Source organism: Bradyrhizobium sp. in8p8 (assembly GCF_000426845.1).
GTDB lineage: Bacteria > Pseudomonadota > Alphaproteobacteria > Rhizobiales > Xanthobacteraceae > Bradyrhizobium > Bradyrhizobium japonicum_C.
In genome coordinates, this window is the sequence record NZ_AUGD01000012.1 from 18,054 (window position 1) to 44,498 (window position 26,445).

Annotated in this window: 23 protein-coding genes and 1 pseudogene; 12 read left to right on the top strand and 12 right to left on the bottom strand. The window is 60.3% G+C overall.

Going from position 1 to position 26,445, the window contains the following annotated elements:
* Positions 1-18 precede the first annotated feature (18 nt).
* From nosZ to K408_RS0127085, 10 genes and pseudogenes are all read left to right on the top strand, one after another.
* Positions 19-1,968 (top strand): TAT-dependent nitrous-oxide reductase, encoded by a 1,950-nt coding sequence (gene nosZ / locus K408_RS0127040; protein WP_024342157.1) that lies wholly within the window; start codon positions 19-21, stop codon positions 1,966-1,968.
* A 2-nt stretch (positions 1,969-1,970) separates the two neighbouring features.
* Entirely contained in the window at positions 1,971-3,356 is a 1,386-nt protein-coding gene (locus tag K408_RS0127045) for a nitrous oxide reductase family maturation protein NosD (protein WP_024342156.1), read from the top strand.
* The gene (locus K408_RS0127050; protein WP_024342155.1) at positions 3,353-4,273 is read left to right on the top strand and encodes an ABC transporter ATP-binding protein; all 921 of its coding nucleotides are present in this window, start codon (positions 3,353-3,355) and stop codon (positions 4,271-4,273) included. The genes K408_RS0127045 and K408_RS0127050 overlap by 4 nt, the downstream gene beginning before the upstream one ends.
* A complete protein-coding gene (locus tag K408_RS0127055; RefSeq protein ID WP_024342154.1) occupies positions 4,270-5,097 on the top strand; it encodes an ABC transporter permease in 828 nt (275 codons plus the stop codon). The genes K408_RS0127050 and K408_RS0127055 overlap by 4 nt, the downstream gene beginning before the upstream one ends.
* On the top strand, positions 5,094-5,645 hold the full coding sequence (locus K408_RS0127060; RefSeq protein ID WP_024342153.1) for a nitrous oxide reductase accessory protein NosL: 552 nt from the start codon (positions 5,094-5,096) through the stop codon (positions 5,643-5,645). The genes K408_RS0127055 and K408_RS0127060 overlap by 4 nt, the downstream gene beginning before the upstream one ends.
* Before the next feature lie 10 nt (positions 5,646-5,655).
* A pseudogene (locus tag K408_RS38820) lies at positions 5,656-6,650 on the top strand (FAD:protein FMN transferase).
* A 76-nt stretch (positions 6,651-6,726) separates the two neighbouring features.
* On the top strand, positions 6,727-7,116 hold the full coding sequence (locus K408_RS0127070) for a c-type cytochrome (RefSeq protein WP_024342152.1): 390 nt from the start codon (positions 6,727-6,729) through the stop codon (positions 7,114-7,116).
* Positions 7,117-7,390: 274 nt separating this feature from the next.
* Positions 7,391-7,879 (top strand): hypothetical protein, encoded by a 489-nt coding sequence (locus tag K408_RS0127075; protein WP_024342151.1) that lies wholly within the window; start codon positions 7,391-7,393, stop codon positions 7,877-7,879.
* A gap of 63 nt (positions 7,880-7,942) precedes the next feature.
* Positions 7,943-8,443: a DUF6448 family protein gene (locus tag K408_RS0127080; RefSeq protein WP_245265937.1), complete on the top strand. Its 501-nt coding sequence runs from the start codon at positions 7,943-7,945 to the stop codon at positions 8,441-8,443.
* Positions 8,444-8,694: 251 nt separating this feature from the next.
* Positions 8,695-9,072 (top strand): limonene-1,2-epoxide hydrolase family protein, encoded by a 378-nt coding sequence (locus tag K408_RS0127085; protein WP_024342149.1) that lies wholly within the window; start codon positions 8,695-8,697, stop codon positions 9,070-9,072.
* An 821-nt stretch (positions 9,073-9,893) separates the two neighbouring features.
* Here the strand turns inward: K408_RS0127085 and K408_RS42885 are convergent.
* From K408_RS42885 to K408_RS0127115, 5 genes are all read right to left on the bottom strand, one after another.
* A complete protein-coding gene (locus tag K408_RS42885) occupies positions 9,894-10,070 on the bottom strand; it encodes a hypothetical protein (RefSeq protein ID WP_196232402.1) in 177 nt (58 codons plus the stop codon).
* A 524-nt stretch (positions 10,071-10,594) separates the two neighbouring features.
* Positions 10,595-10,795 (bottom strand): hypothetical protein, encoded by a 201-nt coding sequence (locus tag K408_RS0127095; RefSeq protein ID WP_024342148.1) that lies wholly within the window; start codon positions 10,793-10,795, stop codon positions 10,595-10,597.
* An 871-nt stretch (positions 10,796-11,666) separates the two neighbouring features.
* Positions 11,667-13,199: a PQQ-dependent sugar dehydrogenase gene (locus K408_RS0127105; RefSeq protein WP_028146004.1), complete on the bottom strand. Its 1,533-nt coding sequence runs from the start codon at positions 13,197-13,199 to the stop codon at positions 11,667-11,669.
* A 10-nt stretch (positions 13,200-13,209) separates the two neighbouring features.
* Positions 13,210-13,665: a DUF2231 domain-containing protein gene (locus K408_RS0127110; RefSeq protein ID WP_024342145.1), complete on the bottom strand. Its 456-nt coding sequence runs from the start codon at positions 13,663-13,665 to the stop codon at positions 13,210-13,212.
* A gap of 389 nt (positions 13,666-14,054) precedes the next feature.
* The gene (locus K408_RS0127115; RefSeq protein WP_029674464.1) at positions 14,055-15,098 is read right to left on the bottom strand and encodes an AI-2E family transporter; all 1,044 of its coding nucleotides are present in this window, start codon (positions 15,096-15,098) and stop codon (positions 14,055-14,057) included.
* A gap of 649 nt (positions 15,099-15,747) precedes the next feature.
* Between K408_RS0127115 and K408_RS38825 the strand changes: the two genes are divergently transcribed.
* The gene (locus tag K408_RS38825; protein ID WP_024342142.1) at positions 15,748-16,626 is read left to right on the top strand and encodes a cytochrome c oxidase assembly protein; all 879 of its coding nucleotides are present in this window, start codon (positions 15,748-15,750) and stop codon (positions 16,624-16,626) included.
* Positions 16,627-16,641: 15 nt separating this feature from the next.
* Here the strand turns inward: K408_RS38825 and K408_RS0127130 are convergent, their stop codons facing one another.
* From K408_RS0127130 to K408_RS42310, 5 genes are read right to left on the bottom strand one after another with little or no spacing between them, the layout of a single operon-like run.
* Positions 16,642-17,706: a sodium:calcium antiporter gene (locus K408_RS0127130; protein WP_024342141.1), complete on the bottom strand. Its 1,065-nt coding sequence runs from the start codon at positions 17,704-17,706 to the stop codon at positions 16,642-16,644.
* A gap of 30 nt (positions 17,707-17,736) precedes the next feature.
* The gene (locus K408_RS0127135; protein WP_035728965.1) at positions 17,737-18,096 is read right to left on the bottom strand and encodes a hypothetical protein; all 360 of its coding nucleotides are present in this window, start codon (positions 18,094-18,096) and stop codon (positions 17,737-17,739) included.
* A gap of 6 nt (positions 18,097-18,102) precedes the next feature.
* On the bottom strand, positions 18,103-20,628 hold the full coding sequence (locus K408_RS0127140) for a cbb3-type cytochrome c oxidase subunit I (protein WP_028146005.1): 2,526 nt from the start codon (positions 20,626-20,628) through the stop codon (positions 18,103-18,105).
* Positions 20,629-20,678: 50 nt separating this feature from the next.
* Entirely contained in the window at positions 20,679-21,704 is a 1,026-nt protein-coding gene (gene coxB, locus K408_RS0127145) for a cytochrome c oxidase subunit II (protein ID WP_024342138.1), read from the bottom strand.
* Entirely contained in the window at positions 21,701-22,075 is a 375-nt protein-coding gene (locus tag K408_RS42310; RefSeq protein WP_210163716.1) for a c-type cytochrome, read from the bottom strand. The genes coxB and K408_RS42310 overlap by 4 nt, the downstream gene beginning before the upstream one ends.
* A gap of 761 nt (positions 22,076-22,836) precedes the next feature.
* Between K408_RS42310 and K408_RS0127155 the strand changes: the two genes are divergently transcribed.
* Positions 22,837-23,925, top strand: a complete 1,089-nt coding sequence (locus K408_RS0127155) for a c-type cytochrome (RefSeq protein WP_024342137.1) — start codon at positions 22,837-22,839, stop codon at positions 23,923-23,925.
* Positions 23,926-24,077: 152 nt separating this feature from the next.
* Here the strand turns inward: K408_RS0127155 and K408_RS44340 are convergent, their stop codons facing one another.
* Positions 24,078-24,623, bottom strand: a complete 546-nt coding sequence (locus tag K408_RS44340; protein WP_024342136.1) for a DUF421 domain-containing protein — start codon at positions 24,621-24,623, stop codon at positions 24,078-24,080.
* Between the two features lie 812 nt (positions 24,624-25,435).
* Positions 25,436-26,431, bottom strand: a complete 996-nt coding sequence (locus K408_RS0127165) for an ABC transporter substrate-binding protein (protein ID WP_024342135.1) — start codon at positions 26,429-26,431, stop codon at positions 25,436-25,438.
* Positions 26,432-26,445: the final 14 nt, after the last annotated feature.

A 26,445-nucleotide genomic window follows, 5' to 3' on the forward strand; every position in this document is an offset into this window, starting at 1 on the left:
CAGCAAGAGGAGACCAACATGGCACAGGAAGACGACAAGAGCACGATCAGCCGGCGGCAGGTGGTCGGCACCGCCGCAATCGGTGCGGCGAGCCTGGCGGGTGGAGTTGGTCTCGGCCGAACCCTCACGCCGGAACCCGCAGCAGCGCAGGCACAGCCTAAGGCTCAGCCCCAGGCTCCAGCCCGGACCGGCGTTTTAAAGGCTGAGGTCGCCCCGGGTGAGCTCGACGAATACTACGTGTTTTTCTCCAGCGGCCAGACCGGCGAGGTGCGCATTATCGGCATGCCGTCGATGCGCGAACTCATGCGCATCCCAGTATTTAACCGCTGTAGCGCCACTGGCTGGGGTCTCACGAACGAGAGCCGCAAGATCATGACGGAAGGTCTGTTGCCCGAGACGCGCGAGCGGCTGAAGGACAAACTCGGCATTTGGATGAACGGCGATTGCCATCACCCGCACATGTCGTTCACCGACGGGACCTATGATGGCCGCTACGTCTTCATTAACGACAAAGCGAATACGCGCCTTGCCCGCATCCGCACGGACATAATGAAATGCGACAAGATCGTTGAGCTGCCGAACCAATACACGATCCACGGCATGCGTCCGCAGAGATATCCCCGCACTGGATATCTGTTCTGCAACGGCGAATACGAGGTGCCGCTGCCCAATGATGGCAGGGTGCTCGATGACAAATCGAAATACTGGTCGATCTTCTCCGCTGTCGACGGCGACACCATGAAGGTCGCTTGGCAGGTGATTGTCGACGGCAACCTCGACAATACCGATGCCGACTATCAGGGCAAATACACGTTCTCGACCTGCTACAATTCGGAGAAGGGTATCGATCTCGCAGAAATGACTGCGAGCGAGCAGGACTGGGTCACCATCTTCAACATTAAGCGCATCGAGGAGGCGGTAAAGAAAGGTGACTTCAAGGAGATGAACGGCGTGCCCGTCATTGATGGTCGGCACGGCTCGCCTTATACGCGCTACGTCCCGGTATCCAACAGTCCGCACGGGATGAATGCGGCACCGGACGGCATCCATGTCGTCGCGAACGGCAAGCTGTCGCCGACCGTGACGGTATTCGACGTCCGTCTGTTCGATCAGTTGTTCGACGACAAGATCAAGCCGCGCGACGTGGTCGTCGCTGAACCCGAGCTCGGCTTAGGCCCGTTGCACACCGCGTACGACGGCAGGGGCAATGCCTACACCACGCTCTTCCTCGATAGCCAGGTCTGCAAGTGGAACATCGATCTTGCCAAGCGAGCCTTCAAGGGGGAGAAGGTCAATCCGATCATCCAGAAGCTCGACGTTCACTATCAGCCCGGCCACAACCACTCTTCGATGGGAGAAACCAAGGAAGCTGACGGCAAGTGGCTGATCTCGCTGAATAAGTTCTCGAAAGACCGCTTCATCAATGTCGGGCCTCTCAAGCCTGAGAACGATCAGCTAATCGATATCTCCGGCGAGCAGATGAAGCTCGTGCACGATGGCCCGAGCTTTGCCGAACCGCACGACGCCGTGATCGTCCATCGTTCGAAGCTGGAGGGGCGGGTCATAAGCGTCTGGAAGCGCGATGATCCCTATTTCGCGGACGCGGTGAAGCAGGCGGCGGCTGACGGCGTGAAGCTCGAAAGCGACGCCAAGGTCGTCCGTGACGGCAACAAGGTCCGCGTCTACATGTACTCGGCCGCGCCCGCCTACGCGCTCGAGAAGTTCGAGGTTAAGCAGGGCGACGAGGTGACGGTCTACGTCACCAATATCGACGACGTCGAAGATCTGACGCACGGCTTCTGCATCGTCAACTACGGCATCAACATGGAAATTGGTCCGCAGCAGACCGCGTCGGTGACTTTCGTCGCTGACAAGCCGGGCGTGTACTGGTACTTCTGCACGTGGTTCTGCCATGCCATGCACATGGAGATGCGCGGCCGCATGCTGGTGTCTCCGCAGAACGTGTGACAATGCTTCGCGCGCGTCGTCTTGCAATCTGGACGCTGGCGGCCTTGCTGGCCGCCGGCGTTGATGCGCGCGCGGCAAGAGCGGAGAAGGTCTCAGTTGCGCCCGACGCCGGAAATCTCCAGGCCGTTCTCGACTCCGCATCTGACGGTGATGAAGTATCGCTTGGGGCGGGCACCTATCGCGGTCCGCTGTATGTTGCTCGTCGAGTCATCCTTTCCGGCACGCCAGGCGCCTCGGTAGCCGGCTCCGGGAAAGGGAGCGTCATCACGATATCCGCTCCGGGTGCCGTTGTCCGCGGCCTTGAGGTACGTGGCTCCGGTCGCTCACTCGAAACCATGGACTCGGGAATCTTCGTCGAGCAGTCGGCCCGCGGCGCAGTCGTCGAGGACAACCGCATTGTGGAAAACCTCTTTGGCATCTATTTCCACGGAGCGCCGGACGCCATCGCCCGCCGCAACTCCGTCATCGGGCTGCGGCAAGCCCGCATGAGCGAAACCGGCAACGGGATCACGGTCTGGAATGCGCCCGGCGCCAAAGTGCTCGACAATGACTTTCGCTATGGGCGCGACGGCATCTTCGCGATCACAAGTCGCAGCAACACGTTCAGCGGTAACCGCTTCCGTGATCTGCGGTTTGGCGTGCACTATATGTACGCCAACGACGGGGAGATCACCAAGAACGTCTCCAAGGGGAACATCATCGGCTACGCGTTGATGTTCTCAAAGAATCTCGTGGTTCGCGGCAACGTTTCTGACCACGACCGCGACCGCGGCATCCTGTTCAATGCGACGAATGGATCGGATATCACCGGCAATACGGTGATCGGCGGCTCGCAGCCGGCAGAGCGCTGGGCGACATCAGACAGCCGCGGCACTGACGAAGGCGTGCCGCAATCGGTAGCGGGCACCTCCGGGGCTCCGAAGGGCGAGCGGCTGGGCCCCGAAAAATGCGTGTTCATCTATAACACCAACAAGAACCGGATCGAGCGCAATTGGTTCGAGGGCTGCGAGATCGGCGTTCACTTCACGGCAGGTTCCGAGGGCAATGAGATCACTGGCAACGCGTTCGTCAACAACGCCAACCAGGTGAAATACGTCGGCACCCGTCGCCTCGACTGGTCGAAAGAGGGGCGCGGCAACTACTGGAGCGACAACCCGGCCTTCGATCTCAATGGCGATGGCATCGCCGACACGGCCTACCGGCCGAACGATCTGATTGACCGCGTGCTGTGGACGGCTCCTGCGGCGAAGCTTCTGATCAATAGTCCCGCGGTCCAGGTGATCCGTTGGGCACAGGCGCAGTTTCCGGCGCTTCTGCCGGGCGGCGTCTTCGACAGCCATCCTCTGATGTCGCCGCCGGCGCACCGGGCGCCCGAGGAGGCACGATGACGAGCACGGTGCGGGTTACCGACGTCACCAAGGTGTACGGCAGGGCCACGGCCGTGCGCGGGGCTTCGTTCGAACTGAGCCAAGGCGAGCTGGTGGCCTTGATAGGCCACAATGGCGCCGGCAAGACCACGCTGATGAAGCTGATGCTGGGATTGATCCGGCCGACCCGCGGATCGGTCGAGGTCCTCGGTGACAATCCAGCGGCCGGTGAGTTCGCCGGCCGACGGCAACTTGGGTACCTCCCCGAAAACGTCTCCTTCGATGCCGCGTTGACCGGCCGCGAGACACAGGCCTTCTACGCGCGGCTGAAACGGGAGCCGGTGGCGAAGGCGTTGGAGTTGCTTGAAATCGTCGGGCTCGGCGCTGCCGCCCGTCAGCGCATCGGGACTTATTCGAAAGGCATGCGACAGCGATTGGGGCTCGCCCAAGCGCTCATCGGGCATCCGAAGGTGTTGTTGTTGGACGAGCCCACCACCGGGCTCGATCCGGAGCTGCGCCAGACTTTTTACGAAGTCATCGAGCGGCTCGCCGCCGCTGGCGCGACCGTGTTCATGTCCTCGCATGCACTTACAGAACTCGAAGAGCGCGCCGGGCGCGTCATCATCATGAACCACGGCATCAAGGTGGCGGATGGTTCGATCGAACGGCTGCGCAACATCGCGAGATTGCCGACCAAGATAAGGCTGAAGGTCGCGGGTCTTGCGCCCACCGAACTGCCCTCTTGGCTGCCGAGTGGTGCGGCATGTCGGCGGCTCAATGGACATATCGTCGAGATCGACGCGGCGCCCGAACAGAAGATCCAACTTCTGCACAGCGCGACGGCCGCCGGGACGTCGGTTGAGGACCTCGACGTTATTCCACCGACCCTGGACGAACTCTACGCGCATTTCCTGCGGCAGGCGGAGCGAACGCCATGAACGCGCTTATCATTGCGCGCAAGGAAATCCACCAGGCGGTTCGTAACCGCTGGGTCCTGGCGTCAACGTTGCTGCTCGCTGGCCTCTCGCTGTCGCTGACGTTCCTCGGAAGTTCGCCGACCGGCACCGTGGGCGTGCGTGCGCTCGATGTCGTGATCGTGAGCCTGTCGAGCCTGACCATCTTCCTGATTCCGTTGATCGGACTTCTTATCTCCCACGATGCCATCGTTGGCGATATGGAGCGCGGGACCATGCTCCTGCTGCTGAGCTACCCGGTCGCGCGCTGGCAGGTGTTGCTGGGCAAGTTCATCGGTCACCTGGCGGTGCTCGCGTTCGCGACCTGTCTCGGCTACGGCATCGCCGCGGCAGCGCTGATCGCCTCCGGAAGCCGGATCGACTCGGACAGCCTCGCCGCCTTCAGCGCCATGATCGGCTCGTCCGTGATGCTTGGAGCGGTTTTCGTCGCCACCGGATATCTCGTCAGCGCGCTGGTGCGCGACCGCGGCACGGCTGCGGGCGTGTGTATCGGCTTGTGGCTCCTGCTGGTCCTCATCTATGACATGGCGCTACTCGGACTGCTCGCCGTGGACCAGGGCCGCAGCATCTCGTCCGCTGCGGTCGACGCGATGCTGCTACTGAATCCAACTGACGTCTATCGCTTGTTCAACCTCACGGGATTCGCAAACGTCAGCACGTTCGCTGGGATGGCCGGGCTGGCGCAGAGCACAACTTTGTCCGCAACCATCCTTCTGGCTGCTCTGCTGCTCTGGACGGTCATCCCGCTCGGGTTAGCGGCGTTCGCTTTTTCCCGGAGGGAGCTATGAGAGGTTGGGCATTGGCATTCGCCCTCTTGCTTCCGCTCGCGCTCGCCGGTTGCGGCGAGAAGCAAGTGTCGAAGATTCCTCCGCCGCATCGGATGACCGCGGACGTGATCGGTCACTACTGCGGCATGAACGTGTTGGAGCACCCTGGGCCAAAGGGACAGATCTTTGTCGCCAGTCTGATCGAGCCGGTCTGGTTCTCTTCGGCGCGAGACGCCATTGCTTTCACGATGCTGCCAGAGGAGCCGAAAGATATTCAGGCAATTTACGTCTCTGACATGGGGAAGGCCGATAGCTGGGAAAACCCGGGCGCCGAAAACTGGATCGAGGCCCGCAAGGCGGTGTTCGTGATCGGTAGCAGCGCCAGGGGAGGCATGGGTGGCGACGAGGCGGTACCGTTTTCGGATAGAGAGGCGGCGGAGAAATTCGTCAGCAAGAACGGAGGACGAATGGTTACCTTCACCGAGGTGCCCCACGACTATGTGCTGGGATCAGGCGAGACGACCGGCGCGGCTGCGGAAAATGGCGCTTCGCGCGGGCCGATGAATTGAGGAGAATATGATGATACGCGCGAACTCCCGGAGACGCTTCATCAGCATCAGCGCAGCGGCGGCGGGCCTTGCGGTCGTACCGTTTGGTCGCGCTGCAAGCGTAGAGGCAAAGCTCGTCACCTGGCATGGGACGATGCTGGGCGCTGCCGCAACCATGAAGATCCATCACGAGGATGAGCGCGAGGCGCAACGCTTGATCGCCGAGGCACTCGCGAAAGCGCGCCGGCTGGAGCGGCTATTCAGTCTTTATCGCGAGGATTCCGCTCTCGTTGAACTGAATCATACCGGCATTCTGGTCGATCCTGCGCCGGAACTCGTTGAACTCCTGTTGATCTCGCGACGCCACACCGAATTGACCGGTGGCTTGTTCGATCCAACCGTGCAACCGCTGTGGGAGCTTTACGCCGATCACTTTTCCCGGCCGGATGCAGATCCGGCTGGCCCGCCACGGGCAGCGCTGCAATCCGCATTGGTGCGCGTTGGTTTTGACAAGTTGATCATTGGTGGCAGTCGCATTGCAATGCCGCGCGGCACCAGGGTGACCCTGAATGGAATCGCGCAGGGCTACGTGACGATAAGATCGTCGAGTTCTTGTTGTCCCAGGGCGTCGCTCACAGCCTGGTCGATATGGGCGAAACACGCGCGATCGGATCCCGGCCGGATGGGCTGCCGTGGGAGGTTGGGGTCGCCGATCCTGAAGTGGTGGGCCGGACCCAAACCATCCTTCCGGTCGTCGATCGAGCCGTATCGACGTCCGGGGCTTACGGATTTCGCTTCGACCCGCACGGCCGCTTCAACCACCTGTTTGATCCCTCAACCGGCGGCTGCGCGCGCCGCTACCGCAGCGTGACAACCGTCTCTCGGGACGCTACGACCGCTGATGCCCTGTCCACGGCATTCAGCCTGATGAGCGAGGAGCAAATTCGCGTCGTGCTGCAATATGTTGAGATCGAGCGGGTTCATCTCATTGATGAGAAGGGAAATGCGTATGAGATGAATGCATAGACGAATGAGACGTTCGGCGAATTGAACTATTTGGCGGAAACAGGTTTTGTTTTCGACCTCGAAGCGGGAGAAATGCATGAATCGAATTGCCCTTGCAGCACTGTTCATCGTGGCTGGGTTTGGTCAGGCCAGCGCCCAGGACGCCGCCGCCGGCGAGAAGGTCTTCGTCGTATGCAATGCCTGCCATCAGGTCGGCGATAGCGCAAAGAATGTCGTCGGACCGGTCCTCAACGGGCTATTCGGACGCAAGGCCGGCTCGGTTGACGGCTACAGCTACTCGGACAGCAACAAGAAATCGGGCATCACATGGGATGACGCGACCTTCTCGGAGTACATCAAGGATCCGAAGGCCAAGGTGCCCGGCACCAAGATGGCTTTTGCCGGCGTCAAGGACGAGCAGAAGATCAAGGATTTGACTGCCTACCTGCATCAATTCGACAAGGCGCCGGTCAAGCTTGCGCAGTGATGCCCTGAGCCCGGTCTTACCTTCCAGTCGCTGTTAAGATCGCGTTTGGCCGCGAGACTTCCGAGATGGGGTGCTCGGGCGAGGACAGAAGGGTCGGGTTTGTAAGGCCGCGTCGGGTGCGCGACAGCTGCGTCGCGCCTGATGCCATCGCGGCCGGGCGCTGATTTGCCAGGAACGATTCGTCCGGAACTTTGCTCCGGATCAAACTAGTCGTGCCGCCGGCTCCCTATCTGGCAGACAAGCAATCAAGATCAACCCGGAGGAGATCCGAACCATGTTCATAGACAAGTTGCTTGTGCCAACGGTTATCGCATTCGGCCTCGCCTGGGGCGGGCTAGGGCTCGCCGCTGAGCCGCACGCGCACGGAGACAAGGCGGCTGCCGTTCAGCTCCGGCTCAACCACGGCAAGAAATGGCAGACCGACGATGCACTGCGCCGCGGCATGAGCGAAATCCGCGCCGCGATCGCCGAAGCATTGACGCCTATCCATGAGAACGTGTTCACGCCGGCGCAGTATGATGCGCTGGCGGCCCGCACCCAGGCACAGATCGACTACGTGGTGAGCAACTGCAAGCTGCCTGAGCAGGCCGACCAGCAACTCCATCTCGTGCTCGAACAGATCATTGATGGCGTCGCCGGGATGAAGGCCACGACCGGCCGCGATCAAGGCGCGGCGAAGATCGTACACGCGCTCGCCCAATACGGTGATTACTTCAACCATGCCGGCTGGCGGCCGCTGGTTCCCCCAAAGCCGGGAAGATAGCTCCAAGACGAACGAAGAAGGAAATCTGCCATGCCTCCCCATTGCGACACTATGGATGGGCCCGTGGTTGCGGCCGCACGACGCGCCTTGGAAAATGAGGATGTCAACCTGATCCTGCCATATGTGAAAGCCGACGCCAGTGCGAATCTAAAATCGGCTTTCGAGAAGGCAGTCCGGGCTCGCAAGGCCCACCCTGCAGCGCGCGAGGTTGCCGACCTCTACTTCTTTGAAACGGCTGTGCGGTTGCACCGGGCGGGAGAGGGGGCCCCCTACACTGGCCTTAAGCCGGCTGGCCTGGATGTTGGCCCGGTCATCCCGGTGGCCGAGAAGGCGATCGAGACCGGCTCGCCCGATGCGCTGATCCGACTGCTGACCGATACCCTTCGACAGGAGGTACAGCATCGCTTCGACCACATGAAGCATCTCAGTGAATACCGTGCGAGCGACGTCGCCAGGGCTCGCGAATATGTGGAGGCGATGCTCGGCTTGCAGGTCTACTCACACCATCTCTATCAGGCGATGAAGTCCACGCCTCACGTGGGTGGTCACGAGCATCGTCATTGACTGATTTCGCTGAGGCAGTAGTTGCGGAACGCAAGAGGTTGGTTGGCTCAGGCGGCCGAGCTGCGTTCCAGCGCAAATCGCTTCGCGGAGATCATCGCCACCACGTGCATTGCGGGTGGGACGTTCACGGTAGCCCCATTGTTTCCGGAAAGTTCGTCGGAGCCCACGAGACACTCGGCAGGAATAGGCCGGGGGGCCAACTGAGCGACTGAGACTAGAGGCGGTAAACGAAAAAATATAGGGAGTAGCAGATGGCAAACGACGAGCAGATTGTACGCGACTTTATTAGGGCGTGGTCGCGTCTGAACGTTGAAGAGATCGTCGCCTTCTTTACCCCGGACGGTGCCTATCACAACATGATGAACAAGCCGGTTGCTGGCCATGACAGCCTTCGCAAATTCATCGGCGGTTTCATCAAGGATTGGACCAGAACGGACTGGGACGTTCTCAACATCCTTAGCCATGGCAATGTCGTGGTGGCCGAACGCCTCGACCGTACTCAGGTGGGCGACAAGAGTGTGGATTTGCCCTGCTGCGGCGTCTTCGAAATGGAGGGCGGCAAAATCAAGGTCTGGCGGGACTATTTCGATCTTGCGACCTACACGCGCGCCATTATGCCGCCCAAGTAGTCGAGAGGTATCGGCCCTTCACCAACTGCTCCTCTTGAGCAGTTTCAGGCTCCCTCCGGATTTGTTCCGGAGCCTATCGAACGGGCCATCAATGTAGACGCCGGCGCTTGCCTGACAGGCAGTGCAACCAAAGCACTACGATCGTGCGACGAATGCCCATTTTCGGCCGGATAAGCCCAGGGGTGCGACCGGTAAGTCATTGATTGTCCTCAACCCGTCGCTATCTCTTAATCAGCGGGTCCCAGGTTCGAGCCCTGGTGCGCCCACCATATAAAGTCCTTAGCGCGAGAGACCGTTTGAGAAGGCAGAACTAAAACGGTTTTTCAAACGGGTGTTTTTTGATCGGCTAGCAGCCCACTCTCGATAATGTAGTCAGGGTTGCGGGCAAGCAAACCCGTTCGTAGAGGTTGAAAAACAGCGATCCGAGTGCCGGTCATTGTAGACGGGCCGATGATGAAGAGGGGCGAGTGGCCGTGCTCTCTCCGTAGCCTAGCAGGAACTCGGCCCCGCGATCTCCCTTTCCGCTCCTGCGGTCCCGACCCGTGTCTCTCTCCCGACCCGAGGAACCGGCGCCACCGCAACGGGCTCGTTATCTAGTAGCTTGGCGGAAATTTAGCTTGGCGGAGCGGCGCTGGAATCCCGGCTCGAGCTTTGGTCACAGCGCAAAGAGGAGCTCGTGCTCCTTCGCAGGCGATGTTGCCTTTTTCGTCACACGTTCTTGCAACTCGCTGCATTTCGTCAGCCGAGGCCTGGCAGTCGGGCTTTTCGCCGCGGCAAATGCTGCAACTGTCTTCTCTCAAGTAGGCCAACGCGAGGCAGTTCTAGAGGGCCCAGCGATCCTCTCGTTTGCGCGCTGCGTTCTCGTTGAGGCGTTGCGCTATATCTTCTGCCAACCGGACCGACTGCGCGTCGGCGACCTTCGTTCCATCTTGGGTGACCAAGGCATTGCCATCGAGCATGAGAGGAAAATCTTCAGGATGCAGTTCCGTCTTCTCCATGTTAGTGCTCCAGCTTGTGCTCTCTCCAATCAAGCAAATGGGGCGCGCTCCCGTTGCCCTCGCGAAACGTGTCAAGTGGCAGCACTGGACGTCCGCATGCATGTTCGCTTCCAGTTCGCCTAATGCGCGTCAACCCGGACATCGACCGTTCGTTTCGAGCGGCTTTTGCCGCGCCTTGTGACCTAAGAGCGCACTGCCATCGCGTGCTTTCAGCGCTCGTAAGCAGCCATCCCGCTGCGGTGCTTCATGATGATGACGGAAGGACACGGCCTTGACGGGTTATCGAACGTTTCTCGATCGAGTGTGCCTCGCCCTTTTTGCCGAACCTTAAGCTCGGAATGACCTAGTCTGATCCTGCGCTTGGGTCCTTCTGGGCTCTGCCGCGCCGGTCGCTCGTGGCACTGTCAAGACCTTAGCAAGCTTGTCTCCGGTCCGGGCGGATGTGCGCGGGAGCCGCCCTGCCGTGACAGGGCAACCACCCGCGGCGTACAGACGAACGTTGTCGCGCAAGTATCGGGATCGCATTATTTCCGGATGCGAACCGATTGAGCACCGTCCAGCACGGAGCTGTTGGGAAGGCGGTCTTCCCAGTCCTGCATATTGTCGATGTCCTGGTCGGTCAGGCCGCTGACGACAAGGCGGTCTCCGCTTGCACGAAACCGTTCGACGGGCAGTGCGACTTCGTCCTGAAACAATCCGAGAAAACCGCCGCTCGCGAGGATCACGAATCGTGCATTGCCACATTACCGGTTTGCGCATCCGATGACCGGGCATGCTTCCGCTCCGCGAGCTAGCCGCCTGCTGCTGCCGAGTGCTGGCTGCCTCCTGTCGTTTGGATTCGTAACGGACCTTCGGCTCTTGCTCGGTGGGCCGATAGACGACGCGAGGTTCACCGGCCCGTTCGAACTTCACTTGAGGGCGCGCGCGCTCATATTGCACTTGGGCCGCGTCGTCAGATCGACTTTGCACCTGCACGCGCGCGGAACCCCCTTGTTGCTCAACATTGACTTGTGGTGGCGGTACATTCACTGACACTCCCGGATCGCGGTCCTGCACGTCCACCTGCGGCTGGGGCATGTGAACAACGATTTCAGGAGGCGGTTGATCGATGGTCACGGTCGGAGCTTGCTGGCGCACCGTGACCCGCGGTTGGGGCTGCTCGATGTTCACCTTCGATCGCGGGTCAGTCACCGTGACTCGGGGCCTTGGTTGCTCTACGACAAACCTGCGGGCGGTATCGCTGTCCCGCGTGCGGGATTGCTCGGAGCGCCCATCCGTAGAGCTCCGCTGGGACTTGGATTGCTGGTTGGCAGCAACATCAGGCCCGGATTGCATGGTCTTTCTGATTGACCGTGCCGATCTCAGGTGACCCTCCAACGCTGGCAGGTTCTGTTGTGCGAATTGAAGAAGGGGCGACCCACCGCGGCCATCTCGCTGTGTCGCTGCCTCGGCAGACTGATCTTGCCCGATCGGCGGGTGCTGCAAGATTGGCAAGCGACGAGTGGTCACCAAAGCCCTGGCGACATCGGGACGAGCGGCATCAGCATTCGCGACCGCAACTAAGCCAGACACGCCGTCCAGTTGACCTATGATCCATCATTGACGCTGCATCTCAGGCGTTTCCGAGCTCGCGCCGGGTGGCAGTACGGCGGGAGCGATGTTCGTCTGCGGTGGTTGTGGTGGAGTCGCATCGCTGGGAGAGCCGGCAGAGGAAGTGGCCTCTTGCTGCCCAGTCGCGCTCTGCCCGCGACCTCCGGCAAGGCCGACCGTAATCTGATCAGTGCCGACCGGCTCCGGTGTGGAGCTGCCATCGGCAGCTGCTACGCGCCAGACCTTGTTCCCGGCGTCGTCCGCAACGAGAAGCGCGCCGGTGCCGTCGATCCCGAGGCCAACTGGCCGACCGCGCGCCTGATCGCCGTCAAGGAAGCCGGTCACCACGTCTCGTGCCTTGCCGGCGGGCGTGCCGTTCTGAAAGGGAACGTAGACCACCTTGTAACCGGAAAAGGAGTTGCGGTTCCAGCTGCCATGCTGACCGACGAAAGCACCACTCCGATATTCTCCCGGAAGGGCTGAATTCAGCGTGAATGTCATTCCCAGCGCGGCAACGTGGCTCCCCAGCGCGTAGTCAGGAGCGATCGCCCTTTCGACCATGTCAGGACGTGGCGGGTGGACGCGCTCGTCGACATGATTGCCGTAGTAGCTCCATGGCCAGCCGTAGAACGCCCCTTGCTTGACCGAGGTCATGTAGTCGGGGACCAGATTGGGACCAAGTTCGTCTCGCTCGTTTACCACGGCCCAGAGCTCGCGGGTTTGCGGATGGAATGTCAGGCCGTTCGGGTTGCGCAGGCCAGACGCATAGACCAGGGATGCGCCGGTCTGCCGGTCCACCTGCCAGATGGCGGCGCGTCCCTTCTCGGCCTCCAGCCCTCTTTCCGCTACATTGGAGTTGGAGCCGACCGACACGTAAAGAAAGCGGCCGTCCGGACTGAGCGCGAGATCCTTGGTCCAATGATGGTTGATCGGTCCGCCGGGCAACGGCGTGAGCACCTTCGGCTGCGCGGCAATATTGGTATCGCCGAGCCGATAGGGATAGGCCAGGATCGCATCGGCGGCGGCCACATAGAGCGTATCGTCGTGCCACGCCACGCCGAAGGGTGAATTTAGGTCCGTGAGCAGGTCACGGCGCTCGTCGACTTCGCCGTCGCGGTTCGTATCACGCAAGAGAGTGATGAGATTGCTCTTCTTCTGTTCGCCGCCACCTCCCTGCGCGTACGACATGATCCAACCGCGGATGAGGTCTTTGGGGCGCGCCACCGGCTTGCCTGGCGGAGTGCGTGACTGAACGACGAGAACGTCTCCGTTCGGCAGGGTATGTATCGTGCGGGGGTGAACCAAGCCGCTGGCATAGGCCGTGATCTTGAGCCCGCCCGCGACAGCCGGCGTCTGGCCTTCACTCCAGCCGACCACTTCGGCCACCTTCAGGTTCGTCAGAAGGGAGTGGCTCGGTTTCGGCAGGAGAGGCTCAGGTCCAATCTGTTGCGAAATGTCGAAATCCGTGCCGCCGTCGCTGCAGCCCGCAAGGACCGCGACGAGCAGGGAATTGCTGACAAACGCGGCGGCGCCCCGCAACCGAATGCATCTAGTCATGTCGTCTCACTCCTACGCCGTAGTGAAATACGAGTGCACGGCCAAGCCAGTTGCTGATGACCATGGCGATGATCGTCGCAACGGAGAGGACGAGACCCCAAGGTACAACAGCGATCCAACCGTCTCGGGCGTGAGCAAGGCTGTTGAGGAAGGCCAACGCGAGGACAACCACGCCACCAATGGCATGGGGCCATGCGGGTTTCGGAGCACGCACAGCCGAACCGAACAGAAAATCGATGAGGCCCGCAACCAAGGCAAGCACGCCGGAGACAAGTCCGGCCAAGAGGAGCCAGGACGAGAACTCCTGCCACATGAGATAGGATGTTCGCCAGTATACGATGTCGGTGAGTAGCGTCAGCGTGAAACAGACGTTTGGAAACTGCGCGAGCATCGAGTGGATCGGTTGACCGCCGATTGCCGCGGTCACGGGGGTATGTAGATGCGTCATCAGTGGTGTCCATGACGGTTGGTTCAAGACATCCGAATGTCCGGGCGGGCGCATCGTTCCTCGGAGCAGCGAGTTAGGTCTGAGAGCGCACCTTCAACTGCTGAAACATAGTCTGCTCCCTTCGCGCCCTGGATCGTGCGCGACGTCGTCCTGAGGATTCGCGAAACCTGACGTTTGCGTCGCCACAAATCTGGTGAGCTGCATGACGCAATTGTGAGCCGGTCAGGTTCTGTGCAGAGAATTGGCCGCCGGGAAGGACGAATTGTACGGTATCGCGCCGAATTTCGCCGACCTACGACCTTCGGCGGAAGAACAAGACGAAGGTCACGAGATCGCTGAGAAGAAGAAATCGTGGTTCGGCGGGCTCGTCGCGGGCCTGGAAAGGGCAATTAGTTGGAGCGTCTCTCTCCAGGTATCGTGGTATTCTCGCCGAGGGTCTCGCGGATCCACAATTTCTGCACGAGGACCATGACAACGACGGTAAGAGGCGTTGCAAGAATGACGCCGAGCATGCCGCCCAGCGCTCCGAAAGCCGAGAGTCCAAGCAAAATGAGCGCGGGCGGTAACTCCACTGCACGCTTCTGAATCATCGGAGTGATAACGTTGCCTTCGAGCTGTTGAATGACGAGAACAGCGCTCACTGTCCACAATACGACGCTAAGGTCCTGCGTTAATGCGAACAGGACTGCCGGCAGCGCTCCGATGATCGGGCCGATCAAGGGAATGAAGTTCGTCGCACCCGCAATTGCTCCAAGACCGACGGGCGAAGGCAATCCGATCGCCCAAAAGGCAAGCCCGCATAGCAGGCCGACCAGCGTCATGGATGCGAGCTGCCCGAGAAACCAGAGGCGAAGTGCTGAGGCGGAAATATCCAGCGCGTCTGCGATGCGGTCATGCTGCTCGGAAGGGAATAGCTTGATCGCGCCCCGACGATAGACGCTCGGGTCAGCCGCGAGATACACTGCTACGACCGTGACCAGCAAAAGATCACTCACCACGCCAAGCGCAGTATAGCCGACGCGGGCCGCTCGGGACAGTAGCTGCCCGCTGCCTTCGTTGGAAAGAGCTTCCTGAAGCTGTTTGAATGCATCTGCAATGCCCAGCGTCGCGCCTGCAACATTGATTGCGCCAGGAAGCTGATCGAAAACCCCTGATATCTGCCCGATGATCTGTGCTCCGAATAAGCTGAGCAAAATGCCGGCAAGGGCTGCCAATGACACGCAGCTCACGGCAAGTGCCCAGCCGGATGGGAGCCGGCTGTATCTTGCAACCGCGGCGGCAAGTCCTCCGAGCAGAACCGACAGGAGAACGGCAGCGAAGAGGAGGATGAATAGGTCAGCAAGCTTCCAAGCGATGTAGGCGATCGTGGTCACTGCCAGCGTGATGAGTACGCGGCGGAGAAAAATCCAGTCGGAGGCGGGGGCGTAGCTCATGTGCATGACTCGGTTGTGAGGTTTCGGCTCGCGGTGCCTTCAGCACGCAAATGCGGTCAACCGAGGCGCTACCCATGGCTGATGAGCGTCCTTCGTGTACACAGTCGGCCATCACACTGCCCGGAAGGCGCGATATCCCAAGGCTATCGGCGGCTGGCCGCAATCGATTGTCTCTACCGCTTGTCGCTGGCCCACTGCCGCTTTCCTGCCAATGGGCGGAGCCATGCCGGTCCGATCGTGACACAGCCGTGTCCTCGCCAATCCGAAGGCCGGTTCCTGTAACGGGCCATCCTGGAGGTGCATGTCTGCGACGATGAATACCGCGCCAGCCCCCTCGTGACTTCCGATAGCGAGCCCTTTGCGCCAGTTGCGCTCGCCGTCGGGCTTCGCCTCGATGACGCCAGGAAACGGTGGCCGGCAGCCAGGGCGAACCGGAATTGCTACGGCGGAGGAGGTGTCACCCAGTGTTACCGGAGGGATGATTGCCGACGTGAGCAACCGCGCGTTCATGTTACTTCCTCAATCGTTGGTCGCGGAGGAACTGCGGATCGTCGCGCTCGTTCCATTAGACGCAAACAACGTCGACGCCGGGAACTGGCAAGGAGCCGCTCTTTGGCCAGGCTCGCGCCGCGCTCTGAAGGGGCTGTGAATGGGCGATCCCGCAAATGCCCTGGTTTCAGTTTGGTCGCTTTGCCTTGCGTCCGGCAACTCGGTCGCTTCAGCGACGATCTGGTCGGCGTGGAGCATCGCGCCCGCCGTGACGGTTCCGCTGATTTTGTTCGGTGCCTTCTATGCTGCGGGTGTCTTTCGGCGCGCCGCAGAGCCGCATGATTCAGGAGCGTTGTCCTATGAGATAACGGCCGCGGCAACGGCCATGTTCCTGCTCGCGATTGCGGTGGTGAGCCCGCTCTGCCGGCTTTCCGCCGCGCTCGCTTCGGTCCACATGGTTCAGCACCTCGTGCTGGTCGTCTTGGCTCCGCAGCTCATTGTCATTGCGGCTCCGGTTCGAACGGTCGGAGCCGGATTGCGCGGTACCACGCGCACGACCTCAAGCAATCGCAGGCGAGAGCTTCAGTGGAATCGGCCGTTGCTCGCCGCTGGCGCATACGGCTTTCTGATCTGGTTCTGGCACGCTCCCGCGACGTACGAGCTTGCGTTGACTAGCGCGGGCTGGCACCTCCTCTATCTCGGATCTCTCGTGCTGGTCAGTCTCTGGTTCTGGACCTGCGTGGTTCGCGCGAGATCGACTGGTGCGGCCGCGCTCGCTCTGCTCCTGACGATGGTTCACACCGGTTTGCTCGGAGCGTTGCTGACATTCGCTCCGCGGCCGCTTTACCCCATCATGAGCGGAGGAGCGATCGCGTTCGGACTTTCGCCGATCGAAGATCAACAGCTGGCCGGCCTCATCATGTGGGTACCCATGGGTTTGATCTATCTTCTCAGCGCGCTCTTGGTCATAAGCCGCGGACTCTCCGCGCAGTCACTAGGGCAGTCGTCTGCGACGACGGGTAACGCCGACTGGAAGTAAAGCCCGAGGCCGCTCTCAATTTTGGACAAAGTAGAGAAGCATGACGCCAGCCGCAAACGTTAGGAGTGCGACAAGAGCGTCATAGCCCATCCGCAGGAATGTCTTGTTGGCCCGCTCGAGCAGACCAACCAAGAAGATTCCCGTCAGGATAATCCCGAGCGTTGCCGCGATCGTTTCGAAGCGGCCGGCCTGGTTCAGGACCGGCTCACCTGCATAGACGAGGTCGGCGAGGAAGACGAGTCCGAGCGTGAGAATGTTAGTGCCGAATACATCGCCCAACGCCATCTCGTAGCGTCGCAGCCGCACCGCCGAAATAATGGAGCTCAGTTCCGGGAGCGACGTGGCAAATCCGACCAGAACAAGCCCGACAATGCCTGATCCCAGACCGGTGAGTTTGGCGATAGCATCACCGCTCTGGGCGAGACCGAAGCCCGCCACGAGAATGGCGATTGCACATAGAACGGTCAGCAGCACTAGTGTGGTAAGCGACGAGTGGGACCCGCCGCCGCCTTGATCACTCCCTCCTTCCTCGGGCTGGTCCGAACGGTGCCCTTGGCGTCGCTCGGCGCGCCAAGGGGCACGTCTCCCATATCGTGCCGACATCCAGAACGCAAAGACGGCGTAGGCTAGAAGTGCGAGCGACCAGGCGCCAAACGGACCAAGACTTACATCGCCCGCTAACACCGCAGAAATGGTAAGCGATAGAGCGACGATGACAAGTACGCCCTGCATAAGCGTTGTCGGCCGGCCGATGGTGGATGTGATGGCGTCGCGACCGAGCACGGCGTCGGCTGCTGCGATCAGTACGACGTTGATGGAAACGCTGCCCAGCAGGTTATTCGTAGCAAGGGCTGCGTTCCCGACATATGCCGACGTCGAAACTGCGGCAATCTCCGGCAGGGATGTAATCGTGCCCATGAACAGCATTCCGACGAATGCCTCGCTCAATCCGGTACTGTCGGCGATTGCGTCAAGATATTGCGCCAGCTTGTAGCCGGAGAACCAGACAATGCCCGCAGCTGACACGAAGATCGCAAGATTGGCGAAAAGACCCAGACTGCTGAGATCGCCGAGGTTCATTGCATCGTTCTCCTGGCTCCAGTCTCAAGGCTAGCCGCAAGGTGGCACGATAATTGCCGGCAATCCAATCCAGCCGATCGCGAGGAGCGACAACAACGCGACCCCCACCGCTAGGTGTCGAAGAAAGTCGGCGGATGAATCCCGGGTGTCTTCGACGTGGTCGGGTGCTCGGAGCGCAATGAACATCAGAACGAGAACGCCAGTCGCGGCTATTGCTGCACCCGATAAAATCGTCAGAGGAACTACGCTGAATCCAAGGAGATGCAGACGATGAAAGCTGCGGGCGCAGGCGAGTGCGTTGAACACGTATACGAAGCCAAAATACGCAGCCCAGATCAGCAGCCCGCCCAGCACGGAAAACGTTTTGCGAATGAATGATGCATTGTCCATGCGCGCTTACCCGAGCAGGCGCGGAAACAGGTGAACGATCACGAGCGACACGATGCCCTGCACGATGGTGTACTGCCAAAGCAGCTGGGTGTTGTCGAAGGTCACGCGACGTTCGGCAGACAGGCGTCCCGTGAGCGAACGAGCGGCCGTGTAGCATCCCATGACCATGAGCACAGCTGCAAAGAATCCCTGCCATGAGACAACCGCGTACACAGTGGCGCCGTAGCTCGACGCCGACGGCGACAAGCCAACCGAGCGATGAGCGAGCACCTCAATGGCGACAGGCAAAGGGATGAGCAGTGTAGCGGCGACGAGAGCGAGGACGACGGGAGCGGAGCTTCTGCTCGGCACGCGCGTGAGCAGCCGGCTCGCGCCAAACACTCCTGCGCCGCTCAGCAGGTACACTACAGCCGAAGCAACCGACCAGGCGAGATCCGGCAAATCGGCAGGTTCGCGCGGCCAAAGTTGCGGGTTCACGGTCCACAGATAGAAGTACGAGAACAGCAGGCAAGCAAATGCGGTAGCAGCGACCAAGATGAGTACTATCATCGCCCACCAGCTGTGGCTGACGGAACCCGTTACGTAGGCCGGAAGCACAAGGCCCCCGCCGACATCGACTGTCGGCACATCCGGACCCGGGTCCGTGTCCCATAGCCACCAAAGAACGCAAGCAGTCGCGAGTGCGCCGCAAGCGAACGCCGGAATATAGAGTTTGAGAGTTAGTCCAAAGAAGAAGGCGGCAGTAAACAGCGCCGCCAACACGGGCGGCCAACTCGGACCTGGCATCCTCAGCACATATTGTGGCCGCGCCTCGATGGGACTAGTCACAATGGTCTCGCGCGACCGCGTCGGCGCGCCCGGCAGGTAGTACCGCCCCTCCTGCACGTCTGCGGCAAGGTTGGGCTGGTCCCAAAGCGGCTCGCGGCTGGTGACGATGGGGATCGACCGCGTTTGGTAGTTGCCGGTAGGTAGCCATTCAAGCGTTCCTGCGTTCCATGGATTCCCGGCACTTGCTCCGAATGGACGGAAGTTCCTTGCAAGGTCGATCAGAAAGGTCAGAACTCCGGTCGCGATCATGAATGCGCCCACCGTCGAGATCATGTTCAGCGGGCCCCAGCCCATCGCCGCGATGTACGTATAGGTGCGACGCGGCATGCCCATCAGGCCGGTGAGGTGCATCGTGAAGAAGGTGACATTCACGCCGACGAACATCAGCCAGAACGCGGTCTTGCCGAGTCGTTCGGAGAGCGGCTTACTCGATATGGTGGGCGCCCAATAGTAGAAGGCGGCAAACAGCGGAAAGACCATCCCGCCAATCAGGACGTAGTGGAAGTGAGCGACGACAAAGTAAGTGTCGTGTGCCTGCCAATCGAACGGGGCCATTGCCACCATCACACCGGTCAGGCCGCCAAGTGTAAAGATGAAGAGAAAGCCAAGAATGAAGTAGGATGGAGTCTTCCATTGCAACGTACCCAACGCGAAAGTCGAAATCCATGCGAAGACCTGGATTCCGCTTGGTATCGACACGGCCATGCTCGCGGCAGAGAAGAAGCTGACCGAAAGAGCCGGAAGGCCAGTCGTGAACATGTGGTGCACCCACAGCCCGAACGACAGGAAACCTGTGCCGATGACGGCCAACACCACAAGCCGGTACGCCACGAGGGGCGCCTGCGCCATCGCCGGCACGATCATCGACACCATGCCCGCGGCGGGCAGGAAGATGATATAGACTTCGGGATGGCCGAAAAACCAGAAGAGGTGCTGCCACAGCAACGGGTCGCCGCCCTTCTCAGCGAGGAAGAAAGGCCAGTGGAATGCGCGCTCGAGCTCGAGAAGCACTGTGGCAATTATGATCGCGGGGAAGGCAAAGACGATCATCAGCGCGAAGATCAACATTGCCCAGGAGTACACAGGAAGCTTGTCGAGCGATTGTCCCGGTGCGCGCGTCTTCAGAACGCCGACGATGATCTCGATCGCACCCGCGATGGCCGAGATTTCGATGAACCCGATGCCGAGAAGCCAGAAGTCGGCATTGATCCCGGAAGAGAACGTATAGCTCGTCAGTGGCGGATACATGAACCAGCCGCCATCTGGAGCCAGTCCGAAGAAGAGACTGCAAAAGAAGGCAAGGCCACCGACGAAATATGCCCAGAATGCATATGCTGACAATCGTGGAAACGGGAGATCGCGTGCCGCCTGCAAATTCGGAAGCAGATACACGCCCATGGCCTCGACCGCCGGCACAGCGAACAAGAACATCATCAGCGTGCCGTGCATGGTGAACAGCTGATTATAGAGTGCGTGGCCGATAAGCCTGCTTTCCGGGACCGCCAGCTGCGTGCGCATCATCAGCGCCAGAATTCCCGCCAAAACAAAGAACAACATCGATGCTCCGACGTACCAGACGCCGACATAGCTGTTGTTCACAGCCGAGATCAGATGGAAGCCGCGCGGTGGTGCCCAGATTCGCTCCAGCTCGTCGAGCTCGCCCTCTGGGCGCGGGACCGCATTCGGAAAGCCGTCAGTCCCGATGGATCTTGTCTCCCGCGAATTTGCGATAGCTGGGTGTTCTGCAGTCGTCGTCACTTGAGACCCTCAAGATACTCCGCGATCGCGCGAAGTTCCTCCCCGCGCAGGTTGGCGAATGACGGCATCAAGTTGCCGGGCTTCAGATGCTGTGCGGACGCAATCCAACCCGCCACCGTGCCGGCGTTGTTGGGGAAGCTTCCGGCGGCGATTGACCTGCGGCTGCCAAAGTGGGTGAGATCGGGACCGATCTGGCCCGAAGCCGCCGTACCGCGTACGGTGTGACAGGCGCCGCACCCGGTGGCGATGAACAGCTCCTTTCCCTTGGCGCCCAGCTCGGTCACGGGATCGTTTGCCGGCCTTCTCTGATCCGCAAGCCAAGCCGGATAATTCTCGCGCTCCACCGCAACCACGTAGAACGCCATCAGGGCATGCTGAGCGCCGCAATACTCTGCGCATTGGCCGCGATAGACCCCGGGCCGCGCGGCCGAAAACTGATACCTGTTGACGCGTCCCGGTATCATGTCGAGTTTGCCGGCGAGGCTCGGCACCCAGAATGAGTGGATGACGTCGTTTGATCTTAGAATGAATTCGACAGGCGCGCCCACCGGAACACGGATTTCGTTTGCGGACGCGAGCCGCTCGCCCTGCGGATCGAGATAGTTCACTCGCCACCACCAGCGCTCGCCGACGACTTCGATGCGGGCCACGGGATTCTCGCGAGCCGCCGAATGACCCGTAAGCATCAGCCCGTAGACCAGAAGAATTGTGAGAACAGCAATCGGCATGGCGACACCGAAAACGATGACGAAGCGATGCCCGCTCATCCAGCCGCGCCTCGTCCCGCCAAACACTGCATGCGCCGTGAAGGTGAGAACTAGCAGAAATATTGCCGCACCACCTGCAAACATCACCCAGCTCAGGGTGCGGATGGCTTCAGCATTCGGACCAGACGTGATCAGCGCTGACTGCAGCCACATTAGTGACGGCTGGCTGCCATGGCTTTCTTCCGGCAGCATCCAGGTGCAGCCCGAGACGCCGGCGCCAGCAGCAAGAACTGCGAATGACGAGAGCGCTTTCATTTTCTTAGAGTGTACAGGTAGGCGGCGATATGCACCGCCTCTTGATACGAGATCGGCAATTGCGGCATGGCCGTCCGCTGTGACAGCGACGGCGCATCGCGCACCCAAGCGACAAGCACAGTAGGTTCGTTCGGAATCATACCCGCGATGTACGTTCGCTTGGCGAACGTGTTCAGTGGGGGGCCGACAATCCCATTGGCGCCCGGAACGCCGGGAATTGCGTGGCAAGTCCCGCATCCGACCGCCGCAACGAGCTCTCGGCCTTTTGCCGCATCTCCATTCACGAGTCGGCGCTCATCAAAGTAGGATTTCTGCTCAGCTGCTTGCTGAAGATCGGAACAGCCGCCTAGAACCACCGTCGTAGCGCCCACGACAGCGCAGATCACCCCGCGCCCGTGCCGAGTCGCTCCAGAATTGCCAGTATGGTGGCCTTTCACTTCGTTCCTGTGATCTGGCGCCCTGGCACGAGATCTCGATACCGGGCATAAGCGCCCGGCAAAGCGACCATCCGTCCGGATCCATTGAGCTGCCACCTTCCGCCTCTGCATTCTTCAACCCCAGTCGCGCTCTCGAGCTGCCTGAGGCGGTCATCCATCGGTAATGATCGATCGTCTGTCGGCACCTCCCTTGCCATTGCTGCGGTAGCGGAACAGAACTGACTCAGGTGTGCCCGACCGCAATCTCGCGACCCTCCTCAGGCTTCCGCGCCCGAATGATCCCTAAAGCCCTCCGGATCGACGATTGTTCCTAAGCGGAGTGGCAGCGACCTCGTCCTGGCCAGAATTCGTGCAGCAAACGGAGGTTTTCTTGTACGGTAAGGTACATTTCCCATCCTCATCTGGAATTGGCTTCCATCGATTGTTCTGCGGAGGGTCTTCTTTTGACAGCTGCGACTTTCCTCCTACCCGGCGGATCACTGATATGCTGTTGCGAAGGTGTTCTTGTTGCAGGCTGACGTGAGCGGCCGCCCCGTCGATCATAAGACAAGCTTCGCAGCATCAATCTGACTTGCGGTCGAGGCGCGCTCTGACTCCGGGCCCAGGAACCAGCCTTCGAAGTGTAGGTTGGTAGACCGCGGTTCCGCCGCTTCCGCGGAAGGGTTCGCTGATCATGTGCGAGTTGGGAAGCCACTATGCGGAAGCTATTGTGGGGTGCGCTGATCTCTATCTGTGCGGTGACGGCAGCATTCCTGTTCGCTTGGTCGGGCGTCTACAATATCGCTGCTTCCAGTGGTCATCTTGCCGTCGTTGGCAAATTTCTCCAGTTCGGCATGCAGAACTCGGTCGAGACGTATGCGGCCGGAATAGAAGTGCCGTCACTCGGTCCCGCTCACGTAGAACAGGGTATGCTATACTTCCACTCCGGGTGCGCGCCTTGTCACGGGGCGCCCGGCCTGTCGCGCAATCGGGTGGCGTTGGGGATGCTTCCGCAGCCACCGGATCTCACGCGTGCCTCCAATGACTGGTCGGGCGCGCAGCTCTTCTGGATCGTAAAGCATGGAATAAAGTACACTGGCATGCCGGCGTGGGCAGCGCCAAGCCGCGACGACGAAGTGTGGGCACTTGTCGCATTCCTTAGACGCATGCCGCAGATTCCAGCAGGAGAGTACCGGGCCGCCACCCGTCTGCGCGACGGCGAAAGCCAGGGTGCTCGGACAATAGCAAACGAAGGATTGATCGTCGGGCCGTTTGCCTGTGGCGGTTGTCATGGAGCGCGCGGCGAGGGAAGCTCGCTCGGTGGCGTTCCAAGGCTTGCGGGTCAGAAAACTGCGTATCTTGAGATGGCGTTGGAAGATTTCGCAGCGGGGACCCGATCGAGCGGGATGATGGAGCCACCGGTCGCCAACCTGGACCGGCAACAGCGAGGCGAACTCGCGCGCTACTATTCGTCCATAAATCTCGACGAGGTAGCAGAACACAACATCGGAGAAAGAATCGACGAGCCGCGCCAGCTTGGAGCCATACTTGCCGAACGAGGCGCGCCATCACGCGGAATTCCTGCTTGCCAAGCCTGTCACGGAAGGGATGGGCGTGCAAGCGACAACACTCCCCAATATCCTGCACTTGCGGGACAGCATACCATCTATCTGACCAATCAGCTGCGGCTCTTTCGGGCAGGCAAGCGAGGTGGCCGCTTGGCGGAAGTCATGTCGGCCGCGGCGCGTGGCTTGACTGATGAAGACATCGAGGGAGTCGCAATGTACTACAACGCACTCAGATAAGGTCCGCGAGGCAAGGCAGCCGACCTATTGATGGTGACAGTGACGAGCGACGGCTGTCTTGTGAAAGTCGATTGGCTTCAGGACTGACCTGGCCGATCAGGTCTCCTTGCGATGCGCACCCAAGCTGCCGTGTGCCACCCCGATGTGAAATTTCATGGGGCCGCGGCACTCTCGCTCGTCGAATGGTGAATGGCCACGCCCTGGAGCGTGTTGTTGGCCGCCTTGCCGGCAACCCCTTCAGATAAAACGCTTACCGATCCGTCCGTCTCAAGAATCGCGGCTGCTACTCTCCCAACGTCGGTGACCCCGTGCGATCGGAGTGCGGCAAGCACTTCCTCATGTGTCACGCGTTCCCTTCGCAGAGCATTTTCCAAGAATGAGCCGTCTCTTATGATCAAGGTCGGCTCAGCTTTGACCAGACGTTGTACTTTCTCAGAACGCACCGACAACCACGTGATAGCAAGTTGAAGGAAGATCAGCAGAGCCATCGCGAGCACGCCTTCCGACAAGGTCACGGATTTGTTGAGCAGCACGGTCGCTAAGGTCGAGCCGAGCGCTACCGTAATGACAAGGTCAAATGCATTCAGTTTGGTCAGCGTTCGCTTACCCGAGATGCGGAGCAGAACCACCAGGGCGAGATAGCTGGTCGCTCCGACGCTCAGAATGCGCACCAAATCCGTCCAACTGCCAAAAATCATCACAATTCTGTTCCGTCCAGCATTGACGATCGAATCCGGAAACTGCTTGTCCGGTGATTGGTTGCTGTCCTGACCGGCGTCGCTCCTGCGATCGGCAGAAGGCAACGGTGCAATAATGTATGTTAGGATCATCAAACGCCGGGAACGAAGAAAGCCTCGCGAAACACTGGCATATGGTAACGCTGCTCGCTTGGCGTGGTGATAGAGTGAGGATCTGACCTCAACGTGTGGCTTTTCAGATGCTTGGGCCCGCCATACTTCTAACTGAAGACCTGCAACAGCTATTCGCCTGATGCTCGACGAACTGCCGCGGTCAACCGGCATGATAGTGCGTCCCGTGCACATGTTGCCGAACTGCTCGAGGCAGCCGCCCTGCCAGGCCAGACTATTGACGACGTCAAGACAATCGGACCTATGGCGCTACTCCGACGAATTCGGACAACGTCTGGCCATTTCAGGCCGTTGTCGCCGGTCGCTGGGCGGCCGGCGATGAACATTGGGAAATGGGCCGTGCAAGTTGTTCAACCCGGAGAGTCCCGGCTCTACAGACCCCCAAGACATGCACCTGATCGCCCCCGCGATATCAATGAGGGTCTTGAGACCGACGCCAAAATGGAGGCCGACGCGCAGACCGGATGGATGAGACCTCCATAGGAAAGGGCATAAGGTCGGGACAAATGCCGCGTCGGATTTGGATTGAACCGGCGCGGGTCGGATCTCCTCTGCGATCTGCGCCGCTTCATGCTCGGAGCTGTCACGGAGTCGGCTGTCATACTCCTTGGGATTGGAGGACTGGTGATCGTGACGTCGAGCTAAGCGATGGTTTTGAGGTAGAGGCTCGGATCGAAGTATTTGCTCGCCGGCGTGAAGTCCTTGATGCCCGCGTTGGCCATGAAGAAGTCTGTCGACTGCTGCAGCCAATTGGTCACGGTCCCGTCCGAGTACATGCGTTTCCAATCCTTGGACGTGAACATCTTCTGGGCTCTGAACGACTCGTTGATGTCCGCAAGGGGCGTCTGGCTGTAGTGGCCCTTTTGCAATTTCTCCATTGCTTCAGTGCTGTTCGCGACGATGTAGTCATTGGCATCGGCCCAGCCGCGGATCAACTTCGCCAAGGTCTCCTTGTTGGGCTCGTAATAGTCGTTCGCCGCCGCCCAACCGCCGATGATCGCGGCTTTTGGATAATAAGCAGAAGCGTCGGCGAGCTTGACCGCGCCCGGGACCTTGTCGCGAACCGTGACGTTGAACGGCACCCAGAGGGCGACGGCAGGTACCGCGCCGGAAATGAAGGCGGTTACGGCCGCCGGCATGGTCTGATTGACCAGCTCGATCTCCTTGGGATCGACCTTGTTGGCGCGAAGCGCGGTGTCCAGAAATACATGCGCAGTTGTGCCGGTCGCGGTCGCAATGCGCTTGCCCTTCAGATCCTCGAACGACTTGATGCCCTGATCGCCGCGGACCCAGAGCTGAGCAGTTGCCACCTCGATGTCATTGATAAGAAACACCTTGCCCTGGCCACGCGCCGGGAAGTTCGAGAGGACCGCGCCGGTCGACAGCACGTCGAGGCTGCCACCGATCAGTGCCTGAAAGATTTCCAGGCCGGTGTTGAACTGCCGCAGCTCGAGATCGAGGCCCTGCTTTTCGAAGGAGCCGCGATCCATGCCGGTCCATATCTGGCCATCGACGGCGACAGTGTGAAGATAGCCGACGCGGACCTTTGTCTTTGCCTGCGCGATCGCAGGTGCCGAGGCCGCGAAGGTGCCGAGCGCAAGGCCCGCCGTTGTGCCCAGAAATTGACGACGATCCATGGTGTTTCCTCCGT

Coding starts and splice junctions, on each gene's coding strand:
- nosZ (WP_024342157.1), top strand. CDS start 19: ATGGCACAGGAAGACGACAAGAGCACGATCAGCCGGCGGCAGGTGGTC.
- K408_RS0127060 (WP_024342153.1), top strand. CDS start 5,094: ATGAGAGGTTGGGCATTGGCATTCGCCCTCTTGCTTCCGCTCGCGCTC.
- K408_RS0127115 (WP_029674464.1), bottom strand. CDS start 15,098: ATGAGCTACGCCCCCGCCTCCGACTGGATTTTTCTCCGCCGCGTACTC.
- K408_RS0127085 (WP_024342149.1), top strand. CDS start 8,695: ATGGCAAACGACGAGCAGATTGTACGCGACTTTATTAGGGCGTGGTCG.
- K408_RS0127050 (WP_024342155.1), top strand. CDS start 3,353: ATGACGAGCACGGTGCGGGTTACCGACGTCACCAAGGTGTACGGCAGG.
- K408_RS38825 (WP_024342142.1), top strand. CDS start 15,748: ATGGGCGATCCCGCAAATGCCCTGGTTTCAGTTTGGTCGCTTTGCCTT.
- K408_RS0127130 (WP_024342141.1), bottom strand. CDS start 17,706: ATGAACCTCGGCGATCTCAGCAGTCTGGGTCTTTTCGCCAATCTTGCG.
- K408_RS0127045 (WP_024342156.1), top strand. CDS start 1,971: ATGCTTCGCGCGCGTCGTCTTGCAATCTGGACGCTGGCGGCCTTGCTG.
- K408_RS0127135 (WP_035728965.1), bottom strand. CDS start 18,096: ATGGACAATGCATCATTCATTCGCAAAACGTTTTCCGTGCTGGGCGGG.
- K408_RS0127155 (WP_024342137.1), top strand. CDS start 22,837: ATGCGGAAGCTATTGTGGGGTGCGCTGATCTCTATCTGTGCGGTGACG.
- K408_RS0127075 (WP_024342151.1), top strand. CDS start 7,391: ATGTTCATAGACAAGTTGCTTGTGCCAACGGTTATCGCATTCGGCCTC.
- K408_RS42885 (WP_196232402.1), bottom strand. CDS start 10,070: ATGGAGAAGACGGAACTGCATCCTGAAGATTTTCCTCTCATGCTCGAT.
- coxB (WP_024342138.1), bottom strand. CDS start 21,704: ATGAAAGCGCTCTCGTCATTCGCAGTTCTTGCTGCTGGCGCCGGCGTC.
- K408_RS0127165 (WP_024342135.1), bottom strand. CDS start 26,431: ATGGATCGTCGTCAATTTCTGGGCACAACGGCGGGCCTTGCGCTCGGC.
- K408_RS0127110 (WP_024342145.1), bottom strand. CDS start 13,665: ATGACGCATCTACATACCCCCGTGACCGCGGCAATCGGCGGTCAACCG.
- K408_RS0127055 (WP_024342154.1), top strand. CDS start 4,270: ATGAACGCGCTTATCATTGCGCGCAAGGAAATCCACCAGGCGGTTCGT.
- K408_RS44340 (WP_024342136.1), bottom strand. CDS start 24,623: ATGATTTTTGGCAGTTGGACGGATTTGGTGCGCATTCTGAGCGTCGGA.
- K408_RS0127070 (WP_024342152.1), top strand. CDS start 6,727: ATGAATCGAATTGCCCTTGCAGCACTGTTCATCGTGGCTGGGTTTGGT.